The organism is Ruegeria sp. BHSA163, from assembly GCF_059613365.1.
In genome coordinates this window covers 231,932-252,886 of sequence record NZ_JBXWSJ010000001.1, presented here as the reverse complement: position 1 = coordinate 252,886, position 20,955 = coordinate 231,932, and the positions used below count along the sequence as shown (strand labels likewise).

The following is a 20,955-nucleotide window of genomic DNA, read 5'->3' as shown; positions in this document are numbered from 1 at the left end:
CTATTGGTCGTAGTCGACGACGACACGGTCAGTCAGGGGATAGGCCTGACAGCTCAGAACATAGCCTTTCTCGACCTCGTAATCCTCAAGCGCGTGGTTCGACATCATCTCGACCTCGCCTTCGATCACCTTGCATCGACATGTGGAACAGACACCTGCCTTGCAAGCAAAAGGTGCATCCATGGCGTTTTCTAAGGCTCCATCCAGAATGGATTGATCCTTGAGCAACGATATTGTTTGAGTTGATCCATCAAGAGTGATTGACGCCTGTGTCTGATTGGCCTGAGTTCGATTATTCGCTGCGTCCAACCTGCGCTTGACGCGTCCCGGTTGGGCGCTGGCAAAAAGCTCGAACTTGATTTGGCTTTCATCCAATCCATGATCGCGCAAGGCGGCCGCGATACCCAGCATCATTGGCTCGGGCCCGCAGATAAAGGCTGTGTCGACGTTGTCGACGTCTATCCAGTGCTCAAACAACTGAGCACATTTTTCCCGCGTCACCAAACCAGTAAAAAGGTCAATTTCCTGCGTATCGGTTTCCAGAACATGGATTACGTTCATTCGACCGATGTAGAGGTTCTTGAGATCCTCTAGCTCCTCGCGGAACATGATCGTATTCACGCCTTTGTTTGCGTAGATGAGTGTGAAACGTGATTTTGGCTCACGGGCTAGAGTTGTGCGTAAGATCGATAGAACCGGGGTTATGCCAGACCCACCCGCAAAGCCTAGGTAATGCTTTTCAGAGGCCGGGTCCAAGGGCGTGTGAAAGCTGCCCATGGGCGGCATTGCCTGCACAATGTCACCAACTTTCAAGCCTGAGTTTGCCCAACTTGAAAAAGCGCCGCCGTCCACACGCTTGATCCCTACCTGCAACAGGCCATCATCTTTGCCCGCACAAATTGAATAGGACCGCCGCAGCTCTTCTCCGTCAAATTCCTGTCGGAAAGTCAGATACTGTCCGGCAGCAAAGTCGAACATTTCTGCATCTTCGTTCACAGGTTCCAAAGTCACGACAACCGCATCGCGGATGGTATTGTAGATGTCAGTGACTTTCAGATCGTGAAAGCGAGCCATGCCGTGCTCCTCCTCAGATGCATTTGAAATAATCAAAAGGTTCCATGCACTCAGTACAACGCCAATGGGCCTTGCAGGGTGTTGACCCAAACTGACTTACCTTTTGAACGGCCTTGCTGCCGCAATGTGGGCACCGCTGTGGCCCGCCCGCAGGTTGCGGCGGGGCGATGCCATACTTTTCCAGCTTTGCCCGGCCTTTTTCGCTCATCCATTCTGTCGTCCATGGCGGCGAAATGCTGGTCTCTATTTTCAGATGCTCAACGCCGTGATCTCGCAGCGCGGTTTCAATATCCATATTGATAACCGAGGTCGCGGGACATCCGGAATAGGTCGGTGTCACGATGACTTTTAACGTTTCTGCATCCCACCGCACGTCCCGTACAATGCCCAAATCCACAACTGAAATCACTGGGATTTCGGGATCTGGAACAGCTTCCAACCATTCCCAAACCTGATCGGTTGAGACGCGCATTGGTCTTACCAGCTTGCGCCGGGATAGGCGCGTTGCAACCATTGCATCTGTGTCAGCAAGTGACCCAGATGCTCTGTATGCATCCGTCCGTCGCGACCACCCTTGTGCGCAAATCTGTTTTCTGGGATGGTGAGCGTCGCTTTGGTCATAACCTTTTCGATCAACGCGTCATATTGCGCGCGCAAATCCAATGGGTTCGGAGCGACGCCTGCGTCAGTCATTATCGCATCAACTTCGTCGACAGCAAACATCTCTCCTACGTATGGCCAAAGATAATCCAGCGCCCCTTGCATACGGCTATGGCTTTCCTCTGTTCCGTCGCCAAGACCCACCACAGTGTCTCGTGAACGTTCGAGATGATATGCAACCTCCTTGCGTGCTTTGGCAGCGATGGCTGCAACGCGGTCATCCGCAGACGATTGCAGCTGTTCCAAAACGATTGAATGCCAAGCGTCGAACAGGAATTGTCGCATTATGGTCCGGCCAAAATCACCGTTAGGAACTTCGACCAGCAGGACATTGCGAAAATCCCACGCGTCACGCAGAAATGCCAGGTCATCCGCGCTTTGTCCGCCCTGAATTTGGCCCGCAAGCCCAAGCCACATCTGTGTTTGACCAATCAAATCCAGCGCAATATTGGCAAGCGCAATGTCCTCCTCAAGCACGGGTGCGTGGCCGCACCATTCACTAACACGGTGCCCAAGGATCAAGGTGTTGTCGCCCATCCGCAGCAGAAACTGTGCCAATGCTTCGTCGTGGGTCATTACATTGCCCCCACGTCGTCTGGAATGTCGTAGAAAGTTGGGTGGCGGTAGACCTTGCTTTCGCTGGGTTCGAACATCGGCCCTTTGTCACCAGGTGATGACGCCGAAATGTCATTCGCCTCCACTACCCAAATCGAAACGCCCTCGTTTCGCCGTGTATAAACATCCCTCGCATTCTTGATCGCCGTTTCAGAATCTGGGGCGTGCAGCGAACCGACGTGGCGGTGGCTCATCCCATGTTGACCGCGAATGAAGATTTCCCATAGTGGCCATTCGTTTTTCATGCTGCTGTCTCCTTTTCTCGAAGATAAAGAAGGGTGAGTACTGCGGCCAAAGCCGCAAAACTAACCGTTTGCAACCAATAGGGAAGAGTGCCTTGGTTTTCTAAAACGGTACGTAGCGCTGAAGACAGGTTTACGGCGGAAAGTCCCAGAACAGTTCCCCAAATCGAAATCAGCGCGTAGGGCACTACGATCAGATGGCGCGATGCCGCAAAGAACAAGGATGCGTAGGTGATCAAAGTGAATGAGATGATCTTGTCCTGATAGGCGTAGTAAGGCGTATCAAAGTAAACAAACAGAACCGGCCATTTGAGGCCGCTGAAATGCGCCAGCCCCATGCAAAGAAAAAAAGCGACACAAATCAGCAGCAAAATGCGAAGTAGCGATGAAGGAGGGTTCATATGGTCACTCCGCAGCAAGATTTCTTGCACGTTTCTTTCCGGCATGTGCCAATAGCCCCTCGCGCACCCATTTGCCGTCGTCCCACGCCTTGTTACGTGCTGCAAGCCGATCGACATTGCATGGGCCGTTGCCCTTGATGACGTCAAAGAACTCGGACCAGTCAGGTTCCGAGAAATCGTAATGTCCGCGCTCATCGTTCCATTTCAAATTTGGGTCAGGAATTGTCAGTCCGAGGTAATCGGCTTGTGGCACTGTTTGATCCACGAATTTCTGACGCAGTTCGTCATTGGTATTGATCTTGATTTTCCAAGCCATCGATTGCGTCGAGTGCACCGACTCTTTGTCGGAAGGTCCAAACATCATCAAAGACGGGAACCAAAAGCGGTTTAATGCATCCTGCGCCATTTTACGCTGTTGGGGCGTACCTTCTGCCATCTTGCGGATCGCGTCATATCCCTGTCGCTGGTGAAAGCTTTCTTCCTTACAAATTCGGATCATGGCGCGCGAATAGGGTCCATAGGACGTGCGTTGAAGCGGTACCTGGTTCATGATCGCTGCGCCATCTACTAACCACCCGACTGCTCCGATATCTGCCCAATTGAGTGTCGGATAGTTGAAGATCGACGAATATTTCATTCGACCGTCCAGCAGCATTTCGGTTAACTCATCGCGGCTGACGCCTAGTGTCTCAGCCGCGCAATACAGGTAGAGACCGTGCCCAGCCTCGTCCTGCACCTTGGCCAGCAGAATTGCTTTTCGCTCAAGCGTAGGGGCGCGGGTTATCCAGTTACCCTCAGGCATTTGTCCAACGATTTCGGAATGAGCATGCTGACTAATTTGCCGGATCAGGGTCGCACGGTAATCATCGGGCATCCAGTCCTTGGGCTCGATCTTGATATCTGCGTCGATCTTTTCCTGAAACTTACGTTCCTGTTCCGTCATTTCTTCACGGGACTTTACGCCGGTTCTAGCCGTCTTGATCATCTGAGCGTACATGCGGGCTCTCCTCCCTTAGACGCGTTCGAGAATTATTGCTGCGCCTTGGCCGGCTCCGACGCACATAGCGCAAAGCGCATATTGGCCTCCGGCGCGACGCAATTGAAATGCTGCGGTCATCACTAACCTGGCACCAGACATGCCCAGCGGGTGGCCGATGGAAATTGCTCCGCCATTTGGGTTCACATGTGCCGCGTCGTCAGGAATGCCCAGCTCTCTCAGGGTGGCCAGACCTTGTGCAGCAAAAGCCTCGTTCAATTCTATCACATCCATCTGGTTGATGCTCAATCCGGCGCGGGCCAGCACTTTTCGAGTGGCGGGAACAGGGCCAATCCCCATAACACGAGGCTCGACCCCGGCGACCGACATGCCGACGACGCGTGCTATCGGGGTTAGCCCATTGCGCGTTGCAGTCTGTTCATTGGCCAGCAATATTGCAGCGGCACCGTCGTTGACACCCGAGGAATTCCCGGCTGTCACGGTTTTTTCAGGTCCGTTGATCCCCTTTAACGTAGAAAGTTTTTGCGCGTTCGTACCTGGACGAGGATGTTCGTCGGTATCGAATACAATCGGTTCACCCTTGCGCTGAGGGATTGTGACCGGGGTGATCTCCTCCTCAAACACCCCGGTCTGGTGCGCCGCGGCCCAACGGGCCTGGCTGCGTTCGGCAAAGGCATCCTGATCTTCGCGGCTGATGCCATATGTTTCCGCAACGTTATCCGCTGTTTGAGGCATCGAGTCGATACCAAACTTCTGCTGCATCTTCGGGTTCACAAACCGCCAACCGATAGTCGTGTCATAAACTGCATTGTCGCGGGTGAAGGGTGAAGTTGCTTTTGGCATAACGAAAGGCGCGCGAGTCATGCTTTCAACGCCCCCGGCGATGACCAGGTCATAGTCACCAGAGCGTAGTGCCCGCGCCGCCATACCCACCGCGTCCATGCCGCTGGCGCACAATCTGTTGACAGTCGTACCGGGGACATCGACAGGCAGTCCTGCTAAAAGGGCTGCCATCCGAGCGACATTGCGATTGCTTTCCCCGGCCTGGTTTGCATCGCCGTAGATCACATCATCCACGCTGGCCCAATCGGTTTCTGGGTTTCGCGCAATCAATGCGGAAAGTGGAATGGCGGCCAGATCGTCGGTGCGCACCTGGCTTAAACTTCCGCCATACCGCCCGATGGGGGTACGTTGTGCATCACAGATAAATGCTTCCATTTAAAGGGCTTCTCCGAAACCGTGGTAATTTGATTAGGTGACCGTTGGGTCGGTTAATATTCGCCCAGTCGATTCGGGACAAGAAAAATGTAACACGAAAATCCAAATTGACAAAAATCGGTAACATAAAAAGTGAAATCAACTCGTCAGACTGCAAGCTTCAGGTTGGGGGATTTCAACACCTTCTTCTGGTGGGCGGAACATTCGAGATCAGATCACACTGGGTATTACCATTACCATTCGAAGGATGGCTTGACGCTGAAGACCCTGCGCAGCAATTTCCGCTTCAGACATGTCCCAATAAGCCTGAACTTTCTGGGCTTTGGTGTGTACCTTCTCGAACTTAGTCAGCGCTTTGGCGGCGCTCTTTTAAAGATCGTAGCCACCTGCGGACAAGGCATTGAACTTGGTACCGACCTTCATTGAAGGTTGCATATTCGATGTCTCTTTTTGATTAGGATTTTTTCGCCTTGAAACGTAATCGATAACTACCCGTTCAGGCGGGTTAGGCTGTACATAACCGATATGCGCGGACAGAATTTCTGAAGTTTCGGAACTACAAACCAGATGCATCCGGTTTTTTGGGTTCAGCGTAGTTGAACACCCCCAGCTATATATTTTGGGATAATCGAGTGCCACTAACACGAAGTTTTTTTTCACTTCTTCGAGGGGTCAATTCTTGTGTTCAAAATGACAAACTGGAAATTAGGGTTGAACAGCTCGTCAGCTCGCGCCAGTCTTTTGTCGATTTCAGAAAATTTCAGGTTTTCACGGGAGACTAAGTGGGATGTCGCAGGCAATAGAGTATGAGAAGATAGGTGATGTTGCCGTCCTTGCTGCCAACAATCCTCCGGTCAACGCGCTCGGCTTAGAAATACGTAAGGGGATTATCAACGGTTTAGAGAGCGCCGAGGTGGATGGAGCAAAGGCAGTATTGATCTATGGCAAGGGCCGTACGTATTTTTCCGGCGCAGACATACGTGAATTCGGTAAGCCACCAGTTCGGCCATTTCTGCCGGATGTGTGCGACCGCATTGAATCCTCACCGTTGCTGGTGGTATCCGCCCTGCACGGCGCAGCGCTGGGCGGGGGGCTTGAAGTTGCGCTATCCAGCCACTATCGCATAGCCATTCCCACAACCAGAATTGGTTTCCCCGAAGTCAATTTGGGGCTTATCCCAGGTGCAGGTGGCAGTCAGCGCCTACCGCGTATCTCAGGTGTCAGCGCTGCGTTGGAAATCATTACATCCGGACGCCACGTACTTGCGCCCGAAGCATTAGAATTGGGTATTTTGGACGAAGTTCAGGATGGTGATCCTTGCGAGATCGGTCTGAGTTACGTGCAGGCGCTTTTGCAACGATCAGCGCCGCGTCGGCCAATTTCGGAGCTGCCTTCGCCTGCCGGGATCGACTTTGACGCAGCCTGCGAAGCAATGCTGAAAAAAGGTCGGGGGCAGTTATCCGGGGCGGTGGCCGTGCGGGCGGTGCAAGCCGCTTGCGAAGCCGATAGTTTTGCGGCGGGGCTGGCACGCGAGCGCGAGCTGTTTCTGGAGCTTATGGGCACAGACCAGCGCAAGGGTCTGATCCACGCCTTTTTTGCCGAGCGAGCAGTTGCCAAGCTACCCGAATTGAAAGGTGTCGAACCGCGGATCCTGCATCAGGTTGGTGTTGTCGGCGGCGGCACGATGGGGGCCGGAATTGCATCTGCGGTACTATTGGCAGGCTTACCAGTTGTGATGCTTGAGATGTCGCATGAAGCGGCCTACGCTGCAAAGAACCGAATTGCCTCCAACCTAAACGGCGCGGTTAAACGAGGTAAGCTGAGCCAAAGCGATTTTGACGAAATTCTCCAAGACCGGCTTGTTCTGGCTATAGACTATGGTGCACTCAGCAACGTCGATCTGGTGGTCGAGGCCGTTTTCGAGGACATGGAGGTAAAGAAGCAAGTGTTCTCGTCATTGGATGCGGTTTGTAAACCAGGTGCGGTTTTGGCGACAAACACGTCCTATCTGGATATTAACGAGATAGGGGCGACCACTTCACGGCCCCAAGATGTAATTGGGTTGCATTTCTTTTCCCCTGCCCACGTGATGAAGTTGCTTGAGGTCGTTGTGGCGGATGAGACGTCTTTGGAGGTTATGGCCACTGGGTTTGCTTTGGGGCGTCGATTAGGCAAAGTTTCCGTTCGCGCAGGAGTTTGCGACGGTTTCATTGGGAACCGCATTCTCAATACCTACAGAGCTTGTGCCGATCATATGGTTTTGGATGGGGCGACCCCTTATCAGATTGACAAGGCGCTGACTGATTTCGGTTTTGCCATGGGACCATTTGCTGTGTCCGACCTTGCTGGTCTGGATATCGGTTGGGCGATGCGCAAAAGGAAAAGAGCAGAAGGGCTGAACCCTCAAGCCCGCGACAGCACATATGCCGACAAGCTGTGCGAGGCAGGGCATTTCGGTCAAAAGACGGGCAGGGGGTATTACGTCTACGAACCAGGTAAACGGACTGGCACGCCAAATCCTGACGTCATGTCTCTGGTTGAGGCAGATCGTGATGCACAGGGTATCGTCGCGCGCTCATTTTCAGACGAAGAGATTTTACGCCGTTACATGGCCTCGATGGTTAACGAAGCCGCCAAAGTCGTTGGCGAAGGCATCGCAAGTCGTCCGCTGGATGTCGACGTAACATTGCTGTTTGGCTACGGTTTTCCGCGTTTTTTTGGGGGGCCATTGAAATGGGCGGACTTGCAGGGTTTGCCCGGAATACTAGAAGACATTCGGAAATGGTCGAACGAAGACTCGTTTTTCTGGCAACCAGCGCCGTTGCTGGAACAACTCGTATCTGAAGGGAAAACCTTCGAGGATCTGAACGCGCATAACTGAAACTTGCTACGAGCGATAAGTTTCTACTATCAACCCATCTAAAAATTCAGTTTTCACGGGGCTGCAGATAGAAAGAAGTGCACTTTATGACAATGCGCGTTCCGCTGCGGTTCGGATGGCTTGGATATTCTCTCCGTAGATATTCGGGTTTTCTACTGATCCACCTTTGAATACTGCCGATCCCGCAACAAGCACATCAGCACCTGCCTCCGCGACCAGAGGTGCGGTACTAGGATCGACGCCGCCGTCAATTTCGATGTGTATTGGCCGATCCCCAATCATTTCGCGCAGACGGCGCACTTTGTCGGTCATGTCGATGAATTTCTGGCCACCAAAACCGGGGTTTACTGTCATCACGCAAACCAAATCCGCCAAATCCAGCAGGTGTTCTACGGATTCCGCCGACGTGCCAGGGTTCAGCGCAACGCCTGCTTTCATTCCCGCCGCCCGGATCGCCTGCAATGTACGATGAATGTGCGGGCCAGCTTCGATGTGCGCCGTCAGGATGTCCGCTCCTGCATCAGCATAGGCCTGAATGTATGGATCGACCGGCGTGATCATTAGGTGTACGTCCATTACCGTTTTCACATGCGGACGAAATGCTTTGACTGCCGGGGGTCCAAAAGTGAGATTGGGAACGAAATGACCGTCCATGACATCAACATGAACCCAATCTGCCCCCTGTGCTTCGATGGCCTGAATTTCCTGCCCAAAATTTGCGAAATCGGCAGAAAGGATCGAAGGGGCGATCTTGATCTTACGGTCAAAGCTCATTTTGGCCTCATGCAATACATGGATTTATCAGCGCGTATATCCGCGATTTTTAACAAAGTGTAGAGCTTGCGGCGCAATACCGGCATTTACAAAACTTTCATCAAACCGACACATATTCGTTGGCCGCCGTCTATAGCTGACCTCCAAAGTCAATTGGGGGTGGCACGTGCTGCGGATCGAGAAACTGACCAAACGCTTTGGCGGCAATATCGCCGTAGATTCTGCAACGCTGGACGTCGACAAGCCCTGCATGATTGGAATTATCGGTCGGTCAGGCGCAGGGAAATCAACGCTTCTGCGGATGGTCAATCGACTTACGGATGCCAGCGATGGCAAAATTGTTTTTGAAGGCCGCGATGTTACAACATTGAAGGGTCGCGAAAAAAGGGCATGGCAAGCCGATTGCGCAATGATCTTCCAGCAGTTCAATCTGGTTCCGCGCATGGACGTTGTGTCAAACGTGCTGCATGGAACGCTGAATCGGCACTCAACACTGGCGACAATGTTCAATCTATTTCCGATGGAGGAAATCCATCGGGCAATCGATATTCTTGATCGTCTTGGTATTGCCGAGCACGCGCCGAAAAGGGCCGAAGCCCTTTCGGGAGGTCAGCAACAAAGGGTCGCCATTGCCCGCGCCCTGATGCAGGACCCGAGGATTATTCTGGCAGATGAGCCCATTGCTTCGTTGGACCCAATGAACGCTCAGGTCGTGATGCAGGCGCTGCGTCGTATCCACGAGGAAGACGGTCGCACTGTAATTGCCAATCTGCACACACTGGATACCGCGCGTCGGTATTGTGATCGCGTCGTTGGAATGCGGGATGGTCGCATAGTATTCGACGGGTTGCCCGAGCAGCTCACGACAGGAGTCGCACGCGAAATCTACGGTGCCGATACAAGCTTTTCAGAAGAAGCGACATCAACCGAGATCGATACGCTCGACGCCACGCAAAAGGCTCTTATGGAAGCTGAAGCAACCATTTAAGCCGACAAAAACCTTTCATCACCTGGTCTGATGAGAGGCCGGGGACATCAACCTGGAGAGAGACAGATGAAAAAAATAGTTGCTGCCCTTGTTGCGACCACGGTTATGGCCACACCGGCCATTGCTCAGGAAATCAGCGAGTTTCGCATCGGCCTTTTGGGCGGCGAAAACGCGCAGGATCGCCTGAACAATAATGAGTGTTTGCGTAAGTACACCGAAGAAGAGCTGGGCGTTGAAACCAAACTGTTCGCCCCTGCGGACTATGATGGTGTCATTCAGGGTTTGCTGGGTGGTACAATCGACATGGCATGGCTTGGCGCGTCGGGCTATGCAAAGACGTATCTGAGCGATCCCGAAGCGGTCGAGCCGGTACTGGTTAAAGTCAATGTCGATGGCGGCTATGGTTATTATTCGATCGGTTTTGCCCGTAAGGATAGCGGCATAAACTCGCTGGAAGACATGAAAGGCAAGACCTTTGGTTTCGGTGACCCGAACTCGACATCCGGTTATTTGATCCCGTCGATTGAAATCCCTCAAGCCACTGGCGCGACCATGGACTCTGGTGACTACTTTGGTGAAGTTAAATTCACAGGAGGACACGAGCAGACCATCGTTGCCGTCAACAATGGGGACGTTGATGGCGGCGTGACCTGGGCCGATGGTCTGGGCGATTGGGAAGACGGCTTTAACTCGGGCGCATTGCGTCGCGCGGTTGATGCGGGCTTGGTCGATATGAACGACATGGTCATGATCTGGCAATCAAAGCCGATCCCAGAAGGCCCGATTGTTCTGCGTACGGCCCTTCCAGCTGACGTCAAAGAGAAAATGACAACGCTGATGGCGGGGCTGGCCGTGAAAGATCGCGATTGCTTTTACGGCGTAGCGGCAGGTGAAGCCAAAGCGTTTGAGCCGATCACACATGACGCTTATGAAATCATCATCGAAGCACGCAAGCTGAAGTCAAACTAAGCTAGCAGTTCAATATATTGGGGTCTGGTGTCTCATCAGGCCCCGATTTCCGCGCGGGAGCATTCCATGACAGACCAGACCGCTGGGTTCCTCAGCGTTTCGCAAATCCGCGATGAATATACTTCACTGACGCGACGCAAACGGGTCTATGGTGGCATTCTTCTGATCGTATTCATAGCCGTTATGGCTTCGGGGTTTCGTATTGCCGACAATCGAAATGCCGGGAGCTTTTTCGATGGCTGGCATCGGATATTAGATTATCCAACTGTGGTGCTCTCAGAAGCATGGGAGAAAATCGCTGAGATGCCTTTGCATCTTGTAGCCTTTTTCCCCGCTTTGGTAGAGACCATCAACATTGCCGCAGCCTCAACTTTGATTGGAACCATCGCAGGTACATTTCTGGCGCTGATGTCAACGCGTGGAATGGCGCTTTGGCCATCTCAGATCCCGCTTTTCAGACGTATCTCGGACATCTGCCGCGCAATACCCGAGATCGTTATCGCCTTGGTTTTGATCTTTGTTCTTGGTGGGGGTCCTGTTCCGGCAATGATTGCAATTGCCATACACACTGCGGGTGCATTGGGAAAATTGTTTTCCGAAGTAAACGAAAACGCGTCACTTAAGCCGGTCGAAGGGTTGCATTCCGTCGGAGCCAATTGGTCTCAGCGGATGTATTTGGGCGTGATTCCTCAGGTGGGTCCGAACTACGTGAGTTATGCTCTGCTGCGGTTTGAGATCAACATTCGAGCTTCGGCCATTCTTGGATTCGTCGGTGCAGGTGGACTTGGTTATGAACTGCGCAACGCGATGTCCTGGGGGCAGGGTCGCTATGACGAAGCTGCGGCAATCTTCATTTTGCTATTCGTGACTATCGTAGTCGTAGATCAACTCTCGGGTTTGCTGCGGGAACGACTGACTCATGGTTCCAATAAAGGGGCACGGGCATGAGCACTTTTGCAACCGATCTGAGCGTCGATGACCTGAAGACCGAAGCGAGCCGATTATTCAATCGCAAGCGCCTGACAAATTTCGGGCTTCCTGCACTGTTGCTTGCTTACCTGACATATGTGTTCTTTGCGTTCGATGTGCCTGGCCTTACCTCACGCGCTGATTGGGAAAACGGTAAAACTCTGGTTTCTGACAGCTACAGCTACAAAACGCACGTCGAAAGGGATAACCGCAACGCCCAGATCGCGATAGCGATCGAGGGCGAACGCAAGGGCACCTATCCGGAAGGAATGACACCTGATTGGGTGACATTGGGCGAAACGACTGTGATCGATCTTGAGGACGGCCACGTCGTACGTTTCGGCCCGGAGACCGTCGAGTATGACATTCCAGGCTATGGAACGGTTCGTGCAACGCCGACGCGGACAGCAGGGGTACAAGCCGAACTGCCTGACGGAGAAATTCCAGAGTGGATAAATTTGTCCAAAAACCGTTTGGCCGTAACAACAGATGCCGGGCGATTAACCGTAACACGAAACAGGTCCGAAGTTTTTCGTTATTTCACCGGATGGGAGCTGTTCTGGTTCACGCTGGACAGTCCTTATTATGGTCAATCCTTTACCGAGCTTGCCGAGCGGGCCGTATCTGGTGAAGCAAGCGAGATATTTAGCGATTTCTGGACAAACAAGATGTGGCGGCATCAGGACGTCGCCTGGGCAATTTTCGAAACAATTCTCATGGCCTTTCTGGGCACATTTGGTGCGGCGATGGTCGCGCTTCCGTTGGCCTTTCTGGCAACGCGTAACTTTAACCCGCTAAAATCAGTACGTTTTTTTACGCGCCGGGTTTTTGATTTCGTGCGTGGGGTGGATGCCTTGATCTGGACAGTAGTACTGGCCCGCGCTTTTGGTCCGGGACCGCTGACCGGCGCGTTGGCAATATTGATTACGGACACTGGAACCTTCGGAAAAATCTTTTCGGAAGCGTTGGAGAACGTTGATCAAAAACAGATTGAAGGTGTGCAATCCACAGGGGCAAATGCGCCCCAGCGGTACAGGTTCGGCGTGATCCCTCAGGTAACTCCGGTTCTACTCAGTCAGCTACTTTATTTTCTGGAATCCAATACCCGCAGTGCCACGGTAATTGGTGCAATTACGGGCGGCGGCATTGGCTTGCTGTTGACGCAGGCAATCATCACGCAAAAAGATTGGGAGGAAGTAGCATACTACATAATGCTTATTATCCTGATGGTGATGTTGATGGACTGGTTTTCGGGCTGGCTGCGTAAACGCCTGATCCAAGGTAAGACGTAACAAAGCATTAACCGCAAAAACGAAAACGCGGCTGGCGACAGCTAGCTCGCGTTCAGATATCAGAATTGAAAAACAGACAATGACACGCCTCCGTTCCGACAAACCTTTCCTCCATCCCGATTGCCAGATTTCCAACAGTAGTTTTGGGGCTTTTGTAGAAATCGGAGCCGGGACACGGGTCGCAAATTCGGAGTTCGGGGATTATTCGTACTGTGACCGAACTTGTGATATCGAGAATGCGAGGATCGGCAAGTTCTCGAATATCGCCAGCTTCACGCGAATAGGTGCAACTGATCATCCCATGGACAAGGCCTCGTTGCACCACTTTCATTATCGGTCGGCCAGCTATTGGGACGATGCTGAAGATGATGCGGAGTGGTTTGAATACCGCGCGAGCCGAAGGACCGAAATTGGGCACGACACCTGGATCGGACATGCTGCGATAATCAAGCCCGAAGTCACTATCGGTCACGGGGCAGTTGTCGCATCCGGAGCAATAGTCACCAAGGACGTAGCACCATATACAATCGTTGCAGGCGTCACGGCCGAACCTATACGTCGGCGTTTTTCAATGGATATTTCCGAGCGTATGACAGCGTTGGCTTGGTGGGATTGGAGTCATGACCGCCTTAGAGAAGCTTTATCGGATTTCCGAACTCTGAAAGCCGAAGCATTTCTGGAAAAGTATGAATGAAGCCCCAAAACACATCATCAGACTAGCGCTTTCGTCTAAATCGAGCCTGTGGTTCAGTCCTAGCTTTACCTTCTCAATGATGATCGAAGTGCTCAGCCGTTGCCTGTCTTCATTCCTCGCTCAGCGTTAACGTCACGCGCTCGCCAGCAAAAACGGTCTTGCCGAACTCTACTGGTTGTCCGCTGGAATCCGCGTTGATGCCTAGTGAATGAAGAACCGGGGCGCCTTCGGATAACTTCAGGTGTAACCCTTGCGTTGCGCTGGCTGCTCTGGCTGTCAATCGCGTCGACACTCGAGTGTAGTCGTCCACTCCGCAGAGCTGTAGTGCGCGCGTGACTGAACCCGTCTGTGTTAGGGCATCCAGAATGCCGGGCAGGCGCTCTGCCGGAAAAAGGCTTTGAAACATAGCGATTGGTTGACCATCGGCTAAGGACAACCCATCGTATACATGCACCGCGTCCCCAGCGGTAAGATTCAGTGCATCAGCTTCAGTTTCGTCAGCAGCTCGAGTAGTCAGTGCAAGGATCTTTTTCCCGGGAATTTTGCCGCTAGCGGAAATACTTTTGTGATACCGGACGCGCTTTCCGATGGGGTAGTCCGTGGGTCGCGCGGCGACAAAAACTCCCGCACCTCGTCGAGGGTGGACCAATCCCTGTTCGGCCAAATCCAAAAGCGCGCGTCTGACGGTGTGTCGATTGACCCCGTGCTTGGCTGCTAATTGCGCTTCGGTCGGCAGGCGGTCTCCGGTTCCGTAACGGCCCTCTGCAATGTCAGAGGTCAGATTCAGGGCGATGCTTTTCCAAATCGGCGTTTTTTTCATGTCACCAAAAATTCACACGGTAGAGGATTGCGCGCACGAAAGCGCAACTGTATTATTTGTCTAGTTGTATAGTATAGGCAGACAACCTGGCCAAGAGGCTTTGATGGCGGAAAATTCGGATATTTCAGCAGAGGCGCGTCGTACGTGGATGGGGCTTTTGGCCCGCGTGCCCCACGATGCGTTAGAGGATGCTTGGACAAAAGCTGCGCTAAGCCCAAAGTTTGAGTGGCTGCGCAGACCCGAGGTGGGCGGTGTTATGATCCAAGGGCGCACAGGAGGCACGGGTGCGCCGTTCAACCTAGGTGAAATGACGGTCACTCGATGTTCGCTGGCGCTGCAGAGCGGACCGATTGGTCATGGATACGTTCAGGGCCGATCCAAGTCCGCAGCTGAAATAGCGGCGCTTGTTGATGCGCTCATGCAAACGGGAACGGCGGATCAAGTGAAAGATCGGGTGATCGATCCGTTAATGCGGCAAATGAATGACACTAAATCTGCCCGAGCAGCAAAGGCCGCTGCCACCAAAGTCGAGTTTTTCACGATGGTGCGTGGAGAAGACACATGACCCAACACACGCAATTTTCTGGCGGATTTCAAAACGCGCCGGTCGACGCCGCCCATGCGTTTCGCGCCGCCATGACCGTCATGGCGCGCCCGGGAGAAATTCGGGAGTTGAAGGGGGTCTTGCCTCCTGGGCCGTTGTCGGTCGCCACAGGCACTTTGCTGCTGACGCTTTGCGATCAGGAAACATCAGTTCACTTAGCAGGCCGAATAAACACGTCGGAAGTTCGGAATTGGCTTGTTTTTCATACGGGTGCCCCGATCACCTCAGCGGCAGAAGCGGATTTTGCGGTGGGAACTTGGGATGAGTTGATGCCCTTAAGTTCATACCGGATTGGAACTCCGGAATACCCTGATCGATCGGCGACACTGATAGTGGAATGCGACGAATTGCTTCCGCAAGGAAGCGCTCTGCGTGGACCTGGCATCAAACAAGCCAGCCACCTTTCACTGCCGGACATCGGGGTGCTGCAGGATAATGCTCGGCTTTACCCACTTGGATGCGACTTTTTCTTTACCAGCAACGATAAGATCGCGGCGCTGCCGCGAAGTACACAGATTGGGGTGGGGGATTAGACAATGTATGTTGCCGTAAAAGGTGGCGAGAAAGCCATCGAAAATGCCCATGCCTGGTTGGCCGAAGAAAGGCGCGGGGCGATCGATGTAGCTGAGCTGAGTCTGGCACAGATACGCGAGCAACTTAGCCTGGCCGTCAATCGAGTTATGGCCGAGGGATCACTGTTTGACCCTGATCTCGCAGCATTAGCAATCAAGCAGGCTCGGGGTGATTTGATAGAAGCGATCTTTCTGATCCGCGCCTATCGCACGACGCTGCCGCGCTTTGGATACTCAGTTCCGGTAGAGACCGGTAAGATGGCTTGTGACCGACGAATATCGGCAACATTCAAGGACGCCCCAGGTGGGCAGGTTCTTGGCCCAACATTCGACTATACGCACCGATTGTTGGACTTCAAACTGGCTGCTGAGGGCGAGGTTGCTTCGGCGCCAGAGGCCTTACCTAGAACAAATCCAACGCCGCATATTACCGAGTTTCTGACGGGCGAAGGTATCATTCAGGACGAACCGCCAAGCGATGCTACACCCGGTGACCTGACACGCGAGCCAATGGAGTTTCCGTCAAACCGTCCGCTTCGTTTGCAATCCTTGACGCGCGGGGATGAGGGGTTTGTGCTGGGTATGGCCTATTCGACCCAGCGCGGTTACGCACGCAACCATGCGTTTGTCGGTGAGTTGCGGATCGGCAAGGTCGAGGTCCAGATGGACATTCCCGAACTTGGATTTGCAATTGATATTGGGGAAATCGAACTGACTGAATGCGAGACGGTAAATCAGTTCAAAGGCTCAAAAACGGAACCTCCCCAATTCACGCGGGGCTATGGGCTGGTATTCGGGCAATCAGAGAGAAAATCTATTGCAATGGCTCTGGTGGACCGCGCCTTGCGTTGGAAAGAACTAGGCGAGGACAATATGGGCGCTCCTGCGCAGGACGAGGAGTTTGTGCTTAGCCATGCGGACAATATTCAGGCGACCGGCTTTCTAGAGCACATCAAACTCCCGCATTACGTTGATTTTCAATCTGAACTGGAACTGGTGCGCAAACTGCGCCGAGAGGCTGAAGAACGGGTTACAATGAAGGAGGCGGCAGAATGAGGGCAGTCGTCTTCGATATCGGCGGTGTTTTGATAGATTGGCAACCGCATTTAGCATGGACCGAGATCCTTGGTTCAGAAGATGCTGCGCGCGCATTCCTTGAAAGGACTGATTTCAAGGTCCTCAATGCACGTGGAGACAACGGGGAAAGCTTTGTCGATCTGGCACAGGAAATAGACGATCCGCGGGACCGTAACCTGTTCGCTGAATACGTCGCGCTATACACGCGAACTGTTGAAAACCCGATACAAGGAACATGGGACCTTTTGGGCCGGCTCAAAGAGGTGGGAACGCCAGTTCATGCTATAACCAACTGGTCAGCGGAGACTTGGCCCGAGGGATTGAAGGTTCATCCACGATTGGCTGAGGTGTTCGGTACCGTCATTGTTTCCGGACAAGAAGGCGTCATGAAGCCAGACGCGCGAATTTTCCAGCTGCTTTGCGAAAGGGCAGGAATTGCCCCTGAGGACTGCACCTTTATCGATGATGGGTTGCACAATATCGAAGGCGCTCGTGCCGTCGGCATGGATGGCATCCATTTCACAACACCGAAGGCGTTGGAGATCGCGTTGATCGAAAGAGGTTTCCTATGAGCGAGTACAATTTTGCATACTTAGACGAGCAGACCAAGCGTATGATACGCCGCGCCATCCTCAAAGGGTTGGCAGTACCGGGATATCAGGTGCCTTTTGCCAGTCGAGAGATGCCGATGCCCTATGGCTGGGGCACAGGAGGCGTGCAAGTCTCGGCCGCGACGCTCACACCGGATGACACTTTAAAGGTTATTGATCAGGGCGCTGATGACACGACGAATGCGGTATCAATCCGCAAGTTTTTTGAAAAAACAGCCGGAGTCGAAACGACCGAAGAGACGGAAAAAGCAACGATCATTCAAACCCGTCATCGAATTCCGGAAGCGGCTTTGCGAGAAGATCAGATTCTTGTTTACCAGGTGCCGATCCCTGAACCTTTGCGTTTTCTAGAGCCCCGAGAGACCGAGACGCGCAAGATGCACAGCCTAGAGGAATACGGGCTGATGCATGTGAAGTTGTATGAGGATATCAGCCAGCACGGCGCTATTTCGACCTCTTACGCTTACCCGGTAAAGGTGTCGGAACGGTATGTGATGGATCCATCGCCAATCCCAAAATTCGATAATCCCAAGTTGGAAATGAACGCGATACAGCTGTTTGGTGCAGGGCGCGAACAACGAATCTACGCTGTGCCGCCGCATACCAAAGCCGTCAGTCTAGACTTTGAGGACTATCCGTTCGAAGCGACCAAGGCTGATCATCCATGTGATTTGTGCGGTGCGGAGAACAGTTATCTGGACGAGGTAATTACAGATGATGCAGGCAACCGCATGTTTGTCTGCTCGGACACAGATTATTGCCGGTCCCGGCGTGAGGCGGGTCACGCAGGCCGATTAGCTAAGGAGGACGCGGCGTGACCCCCCTGTTGCAGGTGAAAGGCATCGAGAAGCGTTATGGAACCCGGATCGGATGCGCTGAAGTGAGTTTTGACCTCTACCCGGGCGAGGTTATGGGCATTGTAGGCGAGAGCGGTTCGGGCAAGTCGACGTTGCTGAACTGCTTGGCTGGCCATCTGGAACCTGATGCAGGACAGGTGGTCTTTGATACAAAAACCGATGGCCCGATGGACACAGTTACCATGTCCGAACCTGAACGCCGGATGCTGGGGCGGACCGACTGGGCATTTGTGCATCAACATGCGCGCGATGGGTTGCGCATGTCGGTAAGCGCCGGAGGCAATATCGGTGAGCGGCTTATGGCAGTCGGCGAGCGCCACTACGGTAATATCCGCACCAAAGCAATTGACTGGTTGGGCCGGGTCGAAATTGATGAAACCCGTTTAGATGATCGCCCAACTTCTTTCTCTGGCGGTATGCAACAGCGATTGCAGATTGCGCGAAACCTAGTGACCGGACCCCGATTGGTGTTCATGGACGAACCAACAGGTGGGCTGGATGTTTCGGTTCAGGCGAGGCTGCTGGATCTGTTGCGCGGACTGGTGCGTGAGATGGGGCTGAGCGCCATCATCGTCACCCATGATCTGGCCGTTGTGCGACTGCTGGCAGACAGATTGATGGTCATGAAGGATGGCCACGTGGTCGAGGCCGGGCTGACTGATCAGGTACTGGACGATCCGCAGCATGCCTACACACAGTTACTCGTCTCGAGCGTTTTGCAGGTCTGAGGTGGCCAACAATGATTGAACTCAAAAACGTAAGTAAGAGTTTTACGCTGCATAATCAGGGCAGTGTAACGATCCCGGTAATGGAGCGTACTTCGCTGAAAGTAGAGTCGGGTGAATGTGTTGCATTAACCGGGGCCTCGGGCGCGGGCAAATCCACTTTGATGCGGGTGATCTACGGAAACTATCTGGCCGGGTTGGGACAGGTCTTGGTCGCCGGGTTGGATGTGGCAAAGGCTGAACCGCGCGAAATTCTAAAGTTAAGGCGTGAAACGCTGGGCTATGTCAGTCAATTCCTTCGCGTTGTTCCAAGGGTGCCGACACTTGAGGTTGTGGCTGAACCATTGCTTGCCACAGGCAGTGATAAGCAAAAGGCTCTTGAAAAGGCTGCGAGTTTGCTAACCCGGCTTAGTATTCCTGATCGGCTTTGGCCGCTCAGTCCGACGACCTTCTCAGGTGGTGAACAGCAACGTGTGAATATCGCTCGGGGATTTGCTCACGACTACCCGGCGATGTTGTTGGACGAACCAACGGCAAGCTTGGATGTAAAGAACCGCGAAACAGTTCTGACACTGATCAAAGAGGCAAAAGCACGAGGAGCTGCCATTGTTGGAATATTCCATGACATTGAAGCCCGCGAAACAGTATGCGACCGAGAGGTCAATGTCTCGGAATTCACACCGGAGATGGTTGCATGAGTCTGGCACCTGTAATCGCGATTGTGGGTCCCTCTGGGGTGGGGAAGGACAGCGTAATTGAAGCTTTAGAGACCCGTTTCCTTGGATATCGGCGTGTAAGGCGAGTAATTACACGGCCCGAAGGAGAGGAAGGCGAAGACTTTGATCGGGTTTCACCCGAGGCATTCGCACAAATGGTTTTGGACGGTGTATTCGCTTTGAATTGGGTGGCCCACGGCTTGAGCTATGGCATACCCAAAGACGTCGAAGCGCAGCGGCAAAACAGTGACGCTGTTTTGGTCAATCTTTCCCGTTCGGTATTGTTAGAAGCACAGCAAACGTTCGGCAATCTGATCGTAATTTCATTGACTGCGGATGCCGAAGTACTGGCGCAACGGCTTTTGAGGCGAGGACGGGAAAGCAACGAAGAACAAAAGCGGCGACTGCGGCAGGCCAAAGCACCATTACCCCAGGGGTTGAAACAAGTTTTTGTCGTCGACAATTCAGGAACTCTCGTCGAAACAGTGGACAAAATCTTGGACCGCCTTCAGTCGGTGAGAGCGTAACGGTGAATCAAATGAAAGCGCCCGTCTTCTGCTTCACCAACCAATGTCAGGTCATTGATCTGAAATGGCACTGGCAACATCGGTGCCAGATCGCGGTCCAGTGTCGTTTTTACGATTTGCAGTATCGACTTGTCCAGCTTGCCGCTAAGGGTGATGTGAAATCGAAACTCGTCCAAGACGTAAGGATATCCCCACTTCAACAGGTTTTGATCCTGTTTGGGGGTCAAGCCGGCAGCGCGGCGTCGATCCAGTTCGCTGGCAGAAGGTGGATGGCGAAACTCGTCAAGCTCTTGGACGCATGCCGCAGCCAAATTGTTCAGTTCGCTCAAATCGCCGATCGGACGCAAGGCAACAAATCGACCAAGGCGGGCAACTTCGAGGCCGTCCAGCCTGATCGGAGTCAGGTGGCTCGCCAGAAGCTCACACGCACTTTGCAATTCCGAAAGTGTTTGCCCTTGGCGCAGGTGGAAGGGTGGTTTCATCGTCGCATGAAGACCGTACTTTCGCGGAACGTCCGTGACAGCAGAAACATTGATGCCCTCTGCGACCGGATGCGTGACTTCGACGCCGCGCGCCATGTCCCAACCCAGCCAGCTGGTCGCGAACTGCGCCCACGGAGCATCCGTTGGTGGCGAAAAATAGATAGCGTATCGCGTAAATGTCACATTGGCC

Annotated in this window: 25 protein-coding genes; 15 read left to right on the top strand and 10 right to left on the bottom strand. The window is 53.1% G+C overall.

Going from position 1 to position 20,955, the window contains the following annotated elements; translation table 11 throughout:
* From paaE to pcaF, 7 genes are read right to left on the bottom strand one after another with little or no spacing between them, the layout of a single operon-like run.
* Nucleotides 1-1,074, bottom strand: coding sequence for a 1,2-phenylacetyl-CoA epoxidase subunit PaaE (gene paaE / locus AC2FNV_RS01225; RefSeq protein ID WP_170604487.1), 1,074 nt, complete (start codon nucleotides 1,072-1,074; stop codon nucleotides 1-3).
* A 13-nt stretch (nucleotides 1,075-1,087) separates the two neighbouring features.
* Nucleotides 1,088-1,546, bottom strand: coding sequence for a 1,2-phenylacetyl-CoA epoxidase subunit PaaD (gene paaD, locus AC2FNV_RS01220; RefSeq protein WP_170604489.1), 459 nt, complete (start codon nucleotides 1,544-1,546; stop codon nucleotides 1,088-1,090).
* A gap of 5 nt (nucleotides 1,547-1,551) precedes the next feature.
* Nucleotides 1,552-2,310, bottom strand: coding sequence for a 1,2-phenylacetyl-CoA epoxidase subunit PaaC (paaC, locus tag AC2FNV_RS01215; protein WP_496772171.1), 759 nt, complete (start codon nucleotides 2,308-2,310; stop codon nucleotides 1,552-1,554).
* Nucleotides 2,310-2,594, bottom strand: a complete 285-nt coding sequence (gene paaB / locus AC2FNV_RS01210; protein WP_170604493.1) for a 1,2-phenylacetyl-CoA epoxidase subunit PaaB — start codon at nucleotides 2,592-2,594, stop codon at nucleotides 2,310-2,312. Before paaB ends, paaC begins: the two co-directional genes overlap by 1 nt.
* Complete coding sequence (locus tag AC2FNV_RS01205; RefSeq protein WP_170604495.1) at nucleotides 2,591-2,992, bottom strand: hypothetical protein; 402 nt, start codon at nucleotides 2,990-2,992, stop codon at nucleotides 2,591-2,593. Before AC2FNV_RS01205 ends, paaB begins: the two co-directional genes overlap by 4 nt.
* A gap of 4 nt (nucleotides 2,993-2,996) precedes the next feature.
* Nucleotides 2,997-3,989 carry a 1,2-phenylacetyl-CoA epoxidase subunit PaaA gene (paaA, locus tag AC2FNV_RS01200; RefSeq protein WP_496772169.1) on the bottom strand — a complete coding sequence of 331 codons (993 nt, stop codon included), beginning with the start codon at nucleotides 3,987-3,989 and terminating at the stop codon, nucleotides 2,997-2,999.
* 15 nt (nucleotides 3,990-4,004) lie between these two features.
* Nucleotides 4,005-5,207, bottom strand: coding sequence for a 3-oxoadipyl-CoA thiolase (gene pcaF / locus AC2FNV_RS01195; RefSeq protein ID WP_170604499.1), 1,203 nt, complete (start codon nucleotides 5,205-5,207; stop codon nucleotides 4,005-4,007).
* 252 nt (nucleotides 5,208-5,459) lie between these two features.
* Between pcaF and AC2FNV_RS01190 the strand changes: the two genes are divergently transcribed.
* Nucleotides 5,460-5,633, top strand: a complete 174-nt coding sequence (locus tag AC2FNV_RS01190) for a hypothetical protein (protein ID WP_170610392.1) — start codon at nucleotides 5,460-5,462, stop codon at nucleotides 5,631-5,633.
* A gap of 361 nt (nucleotides 5,634-5,994) precedes the next feature.
* The gene (locus tag AC2FNV_RS01185; RefSeq protein WP_170604503.1) at nucleotides 5,995-8,088 is read left to right on the top strand and encodes a 3-hydroxyacyl-CoA dehydrogenase NAD-binding domain-containing protein; all 2,094 of its coding nucleotides are present in this window, start codon (nucleotides 5,995-5,997) and stop codon (nucleotides 8,086-8,088) included.
* Nucleotides 8,089-8,172: 84 nt separating this feature from the next.
* On the opposite strand, the gene rpe is transcribed toward AC2FNV_RS01185, so the two are convergent.
* Nucleotides 8,173-8,862: a ribulose-phosphate 3-epimerase gene (gene rpe, locus AC2FNV_RS01180; RefSeq protein WP_170474008.1), complete on the bottom strand. Its 690-nt coding sequence runs from the start codon at nucleotides 8,860-8,862 to the stop codon at nucleotides 8,173-8,175.
* A gap of 166 nt (nucleotides 8,863-9,028) precedes the next feature.
* Between rpe and phnC the strand changes: the two genes are divergently transcribed.
* The 5 genes from phnC to AC2FNV_RS01155 all read left to right on the top strand — a co-directional run bounded on the left by phnC (nucleotide 9,029) and on the right by AC2FNV_RS01155 (nucleotide 13,774).
* The gene (gene phnC, locus AC2FNV_RS01175; RefSeq protein ID WP_170474006.1) at nucleotides 9,029-9,850 is read left to right on the top strand and encodes a phosphonate ABC transporter ATP-binding protein; all 822 of its coding nucleotides are present in this window, start codon (nucleotides 9,029-9,031) and stop codon (nucleotides 9,848-9,850) included.
* A 66-nt stretch (nucleotides 9,851-9,916) separates the two neighbouring features.
* Nucleotides 9,917-10,819 carry a phosphonate ABC transporter substrate-binding protein gene (gene phnD / locus AC2FNV_RS01170; RefSeq protein WP_170604505.1) on the top strand — a complete coding sequence of 301 codons (903 nt, stop codon included), beginning with the start codon at nucleotides 9,917-9,919 and terminating at the stop codon, nucleotides 10,817-10,819.
* A gap of 66 nt (nucleotides 10,820-10,885) precedes the next feature.
* Entirely contained in the window at nucleotides 10,886-11,767 is an 882-nt protein-coding gene (gene phnE, locus AC2FNV_RS01165) for a phosphonate ABC transporter, permease protein PhnE (protein ID WP_170604507.1), read from the top strand.
* Nucleotides 11,764-13,080, top strand: coding sequence for a phosphonate ABC transporter, permease protein PhnE (phnE, locus tag AC2FNV_RS01160; RefSeq protein WP_170604509.1), 1,317 nt, complete (start codon nucleotides 11,764-11,766; stop codon nucleotides 13,078-13,080). The genes phnE (AC2FNV_RS01165) and phnE (AC2FNV_RS01160) overlap by 4 nt, the downstream gene beginning before the upstream one ends.
* A 79-nt stretch (nucleotides 13,081-13,159) precedes the next feature.
* Nucleotides 13,160-13,774, top strand: coding sequence for an LbetaH domain-containing protein (locus AC2FNV_RS01155; RefSeq protein ID WP_170604511.1), 615 nt, complete (start codon nucleotides 13,160-13,162; stop codon nucleotides 13,772-13,774).
* Between the two features lie 109 nt (nucleotides 13,775-13,883).
* On the opposite strand, the gene phnF is transcribed toward AC2FNV_RS01155, so the two are convergent.
* Nucleotides 13,884-14,594 carry a phosphonate metabolism transcriptional regulator PhnF gene (gene phnF, locus AC2FNV_RS01150; protein WP_170604513.1) on the bottom strand — a complete coding sequence of 237 codons (711 nt, stop codon included), beginning with the start codon at nucleotides 14,592-14,594 and terminating at the stop codon, nucleotides 13,884-13,886.
* A 103-nt stretch (nucleotides 14,595-14,697) separates the two neighbouring features.
* Here phnF and phnG point away from each other — a divergent pair, with 103 nt between their 5' ends.
* The 8 genes from phnG to phnN are packed head-to-tail and all read left to right on the top strand — an operon-like array spanning nucleotide 14,698 to nucleotide 20,283.
* Complete coding sequence (gene phnG, locus AC2FNV_RS01145; protein WP_170604515.1) at nucleotides 14,698-15,159, top strand: phosphonate C-P lyase system protein PhnG; 462 nt, start codon at nucleotides 14,698-14,700, stop codon at nucleotides 15,157-15,159.
* On the top strand, nucleotides 15,156-15,731 hold the full coding sequence (gene phnH / locus AC2FNV_RS01140; protein WP_170604517.1) for a phosphonate C-P lyase system protein PhnH: 576 nt from the start codon (nucleotides 15,156-15,158) through the stop codon (nucleotides 15,729-15,731). The genes phnG and phnH overlap by 4 nt, the downstream gene beginning before the upstream one ends.
* 3 nt (nucleotides 15,732-15,734) lie before the next feature.
* Nucleotides 15,735-16,826, top strand: a complete 1,092-nt coding sequence (locus tag AC2FNV_RS01135) for a carbon-phosphorus lyase complex subunit (RefSeq protein WP_170473984.1) — start codon at nucleotides 15,735-15,737, stop codon at nucleotides 16,824-16,826.
* Complete coding sequence (locus tag AC2FNV_RS01130; protein WP_170604519.1) at nucleotides 16,823-17,419, top strand: HAD family hydrolase; 597 nt, start codon at nucleotides 16,823-16,825, stop codon at nucleotides 17,417-17,419. Before AC2FNV_RS01135 ends, AC2FNV_RS01130 begins: the two co-directional genes overlap by 4 nt.
* Nucleotides 17,416-18,276 (top strand): alpha-D-ribose 1-methylphosphonate 5-phosphate C-P-lyase PhnJ, encoded by an 861-nt coding sequence (locus AC2FNV_RS01125; protein WP_170604521.1) that lies wholly within the window; start codon nucleotides 17,416-17,418, stop codon nucleotides 18,274-18,276. Before AC2FNV_RS01130 ends, AC2FNV_RS01125 begins: the two co-directional genes overlap by 4 nt.
* Nucleotides 18,273-19,043 (top strand): phosphonate C-P lyase system protein PhnK, encoded by a 771-nt coding sequence (gene phnK, locus AC2FNV_RS01120; RefSeq protein ID WP_170473976.1) that lies wholly within the window; start codon nucleotides 18,273-18,275, stop codon nucleotides 19,041-19,043. The genes AC2FNV_RS01125 and phnK overlap by 4 nt, the downstream gene beginning before the upstream one ends.
* An 11-nt stretch (nucleotides 19,044-19,054) precedes the next feature.
* Entirely contained in the window at nucleotides 19,055-19,738 is a 684-nt protein-coding gene (gene phnL / locus AC2FNV_RS01115) for a phosphonate C-P lyase system protein PhnL (protein WP_170604523.1), read from the top strand.
* A complete protein-coding gene (gene phnN, locus AC2FNV_RS01110) occupies nucleotides 19,735-20,283 on the top strand; it encodes a phosphonate metabolism protein/1,5-bisphosphokinase (PRPP-forming) PhnN (protein ID WP_170473971.1) in 549 nt (182 codons plus the stop codon). The genes phnL and phnN overlap by 4 nt, the downstream gene beginning before the upstream one ends.
* Here phnN and AC2FNV_RS01105 read toward each other — a convergent pair.
* Complete coding sequence (locus AC2FNV_RS01105) at nucleotides 20,265-20,948, bottom strand: DUF1045 domain-containing protein (RefSeq protein WP_170604524.1); 684 nt, start codon at nucleotides 20,946-20,948, stop codon at nucleotides 20,265-20,267. The genes phnN and AC2FNV_RS01105 overlap by 19 nt on opposite strands.
* Between the last annotated feature and the right edge of the window lie 7 nt (nucleotides 20,949-20,955).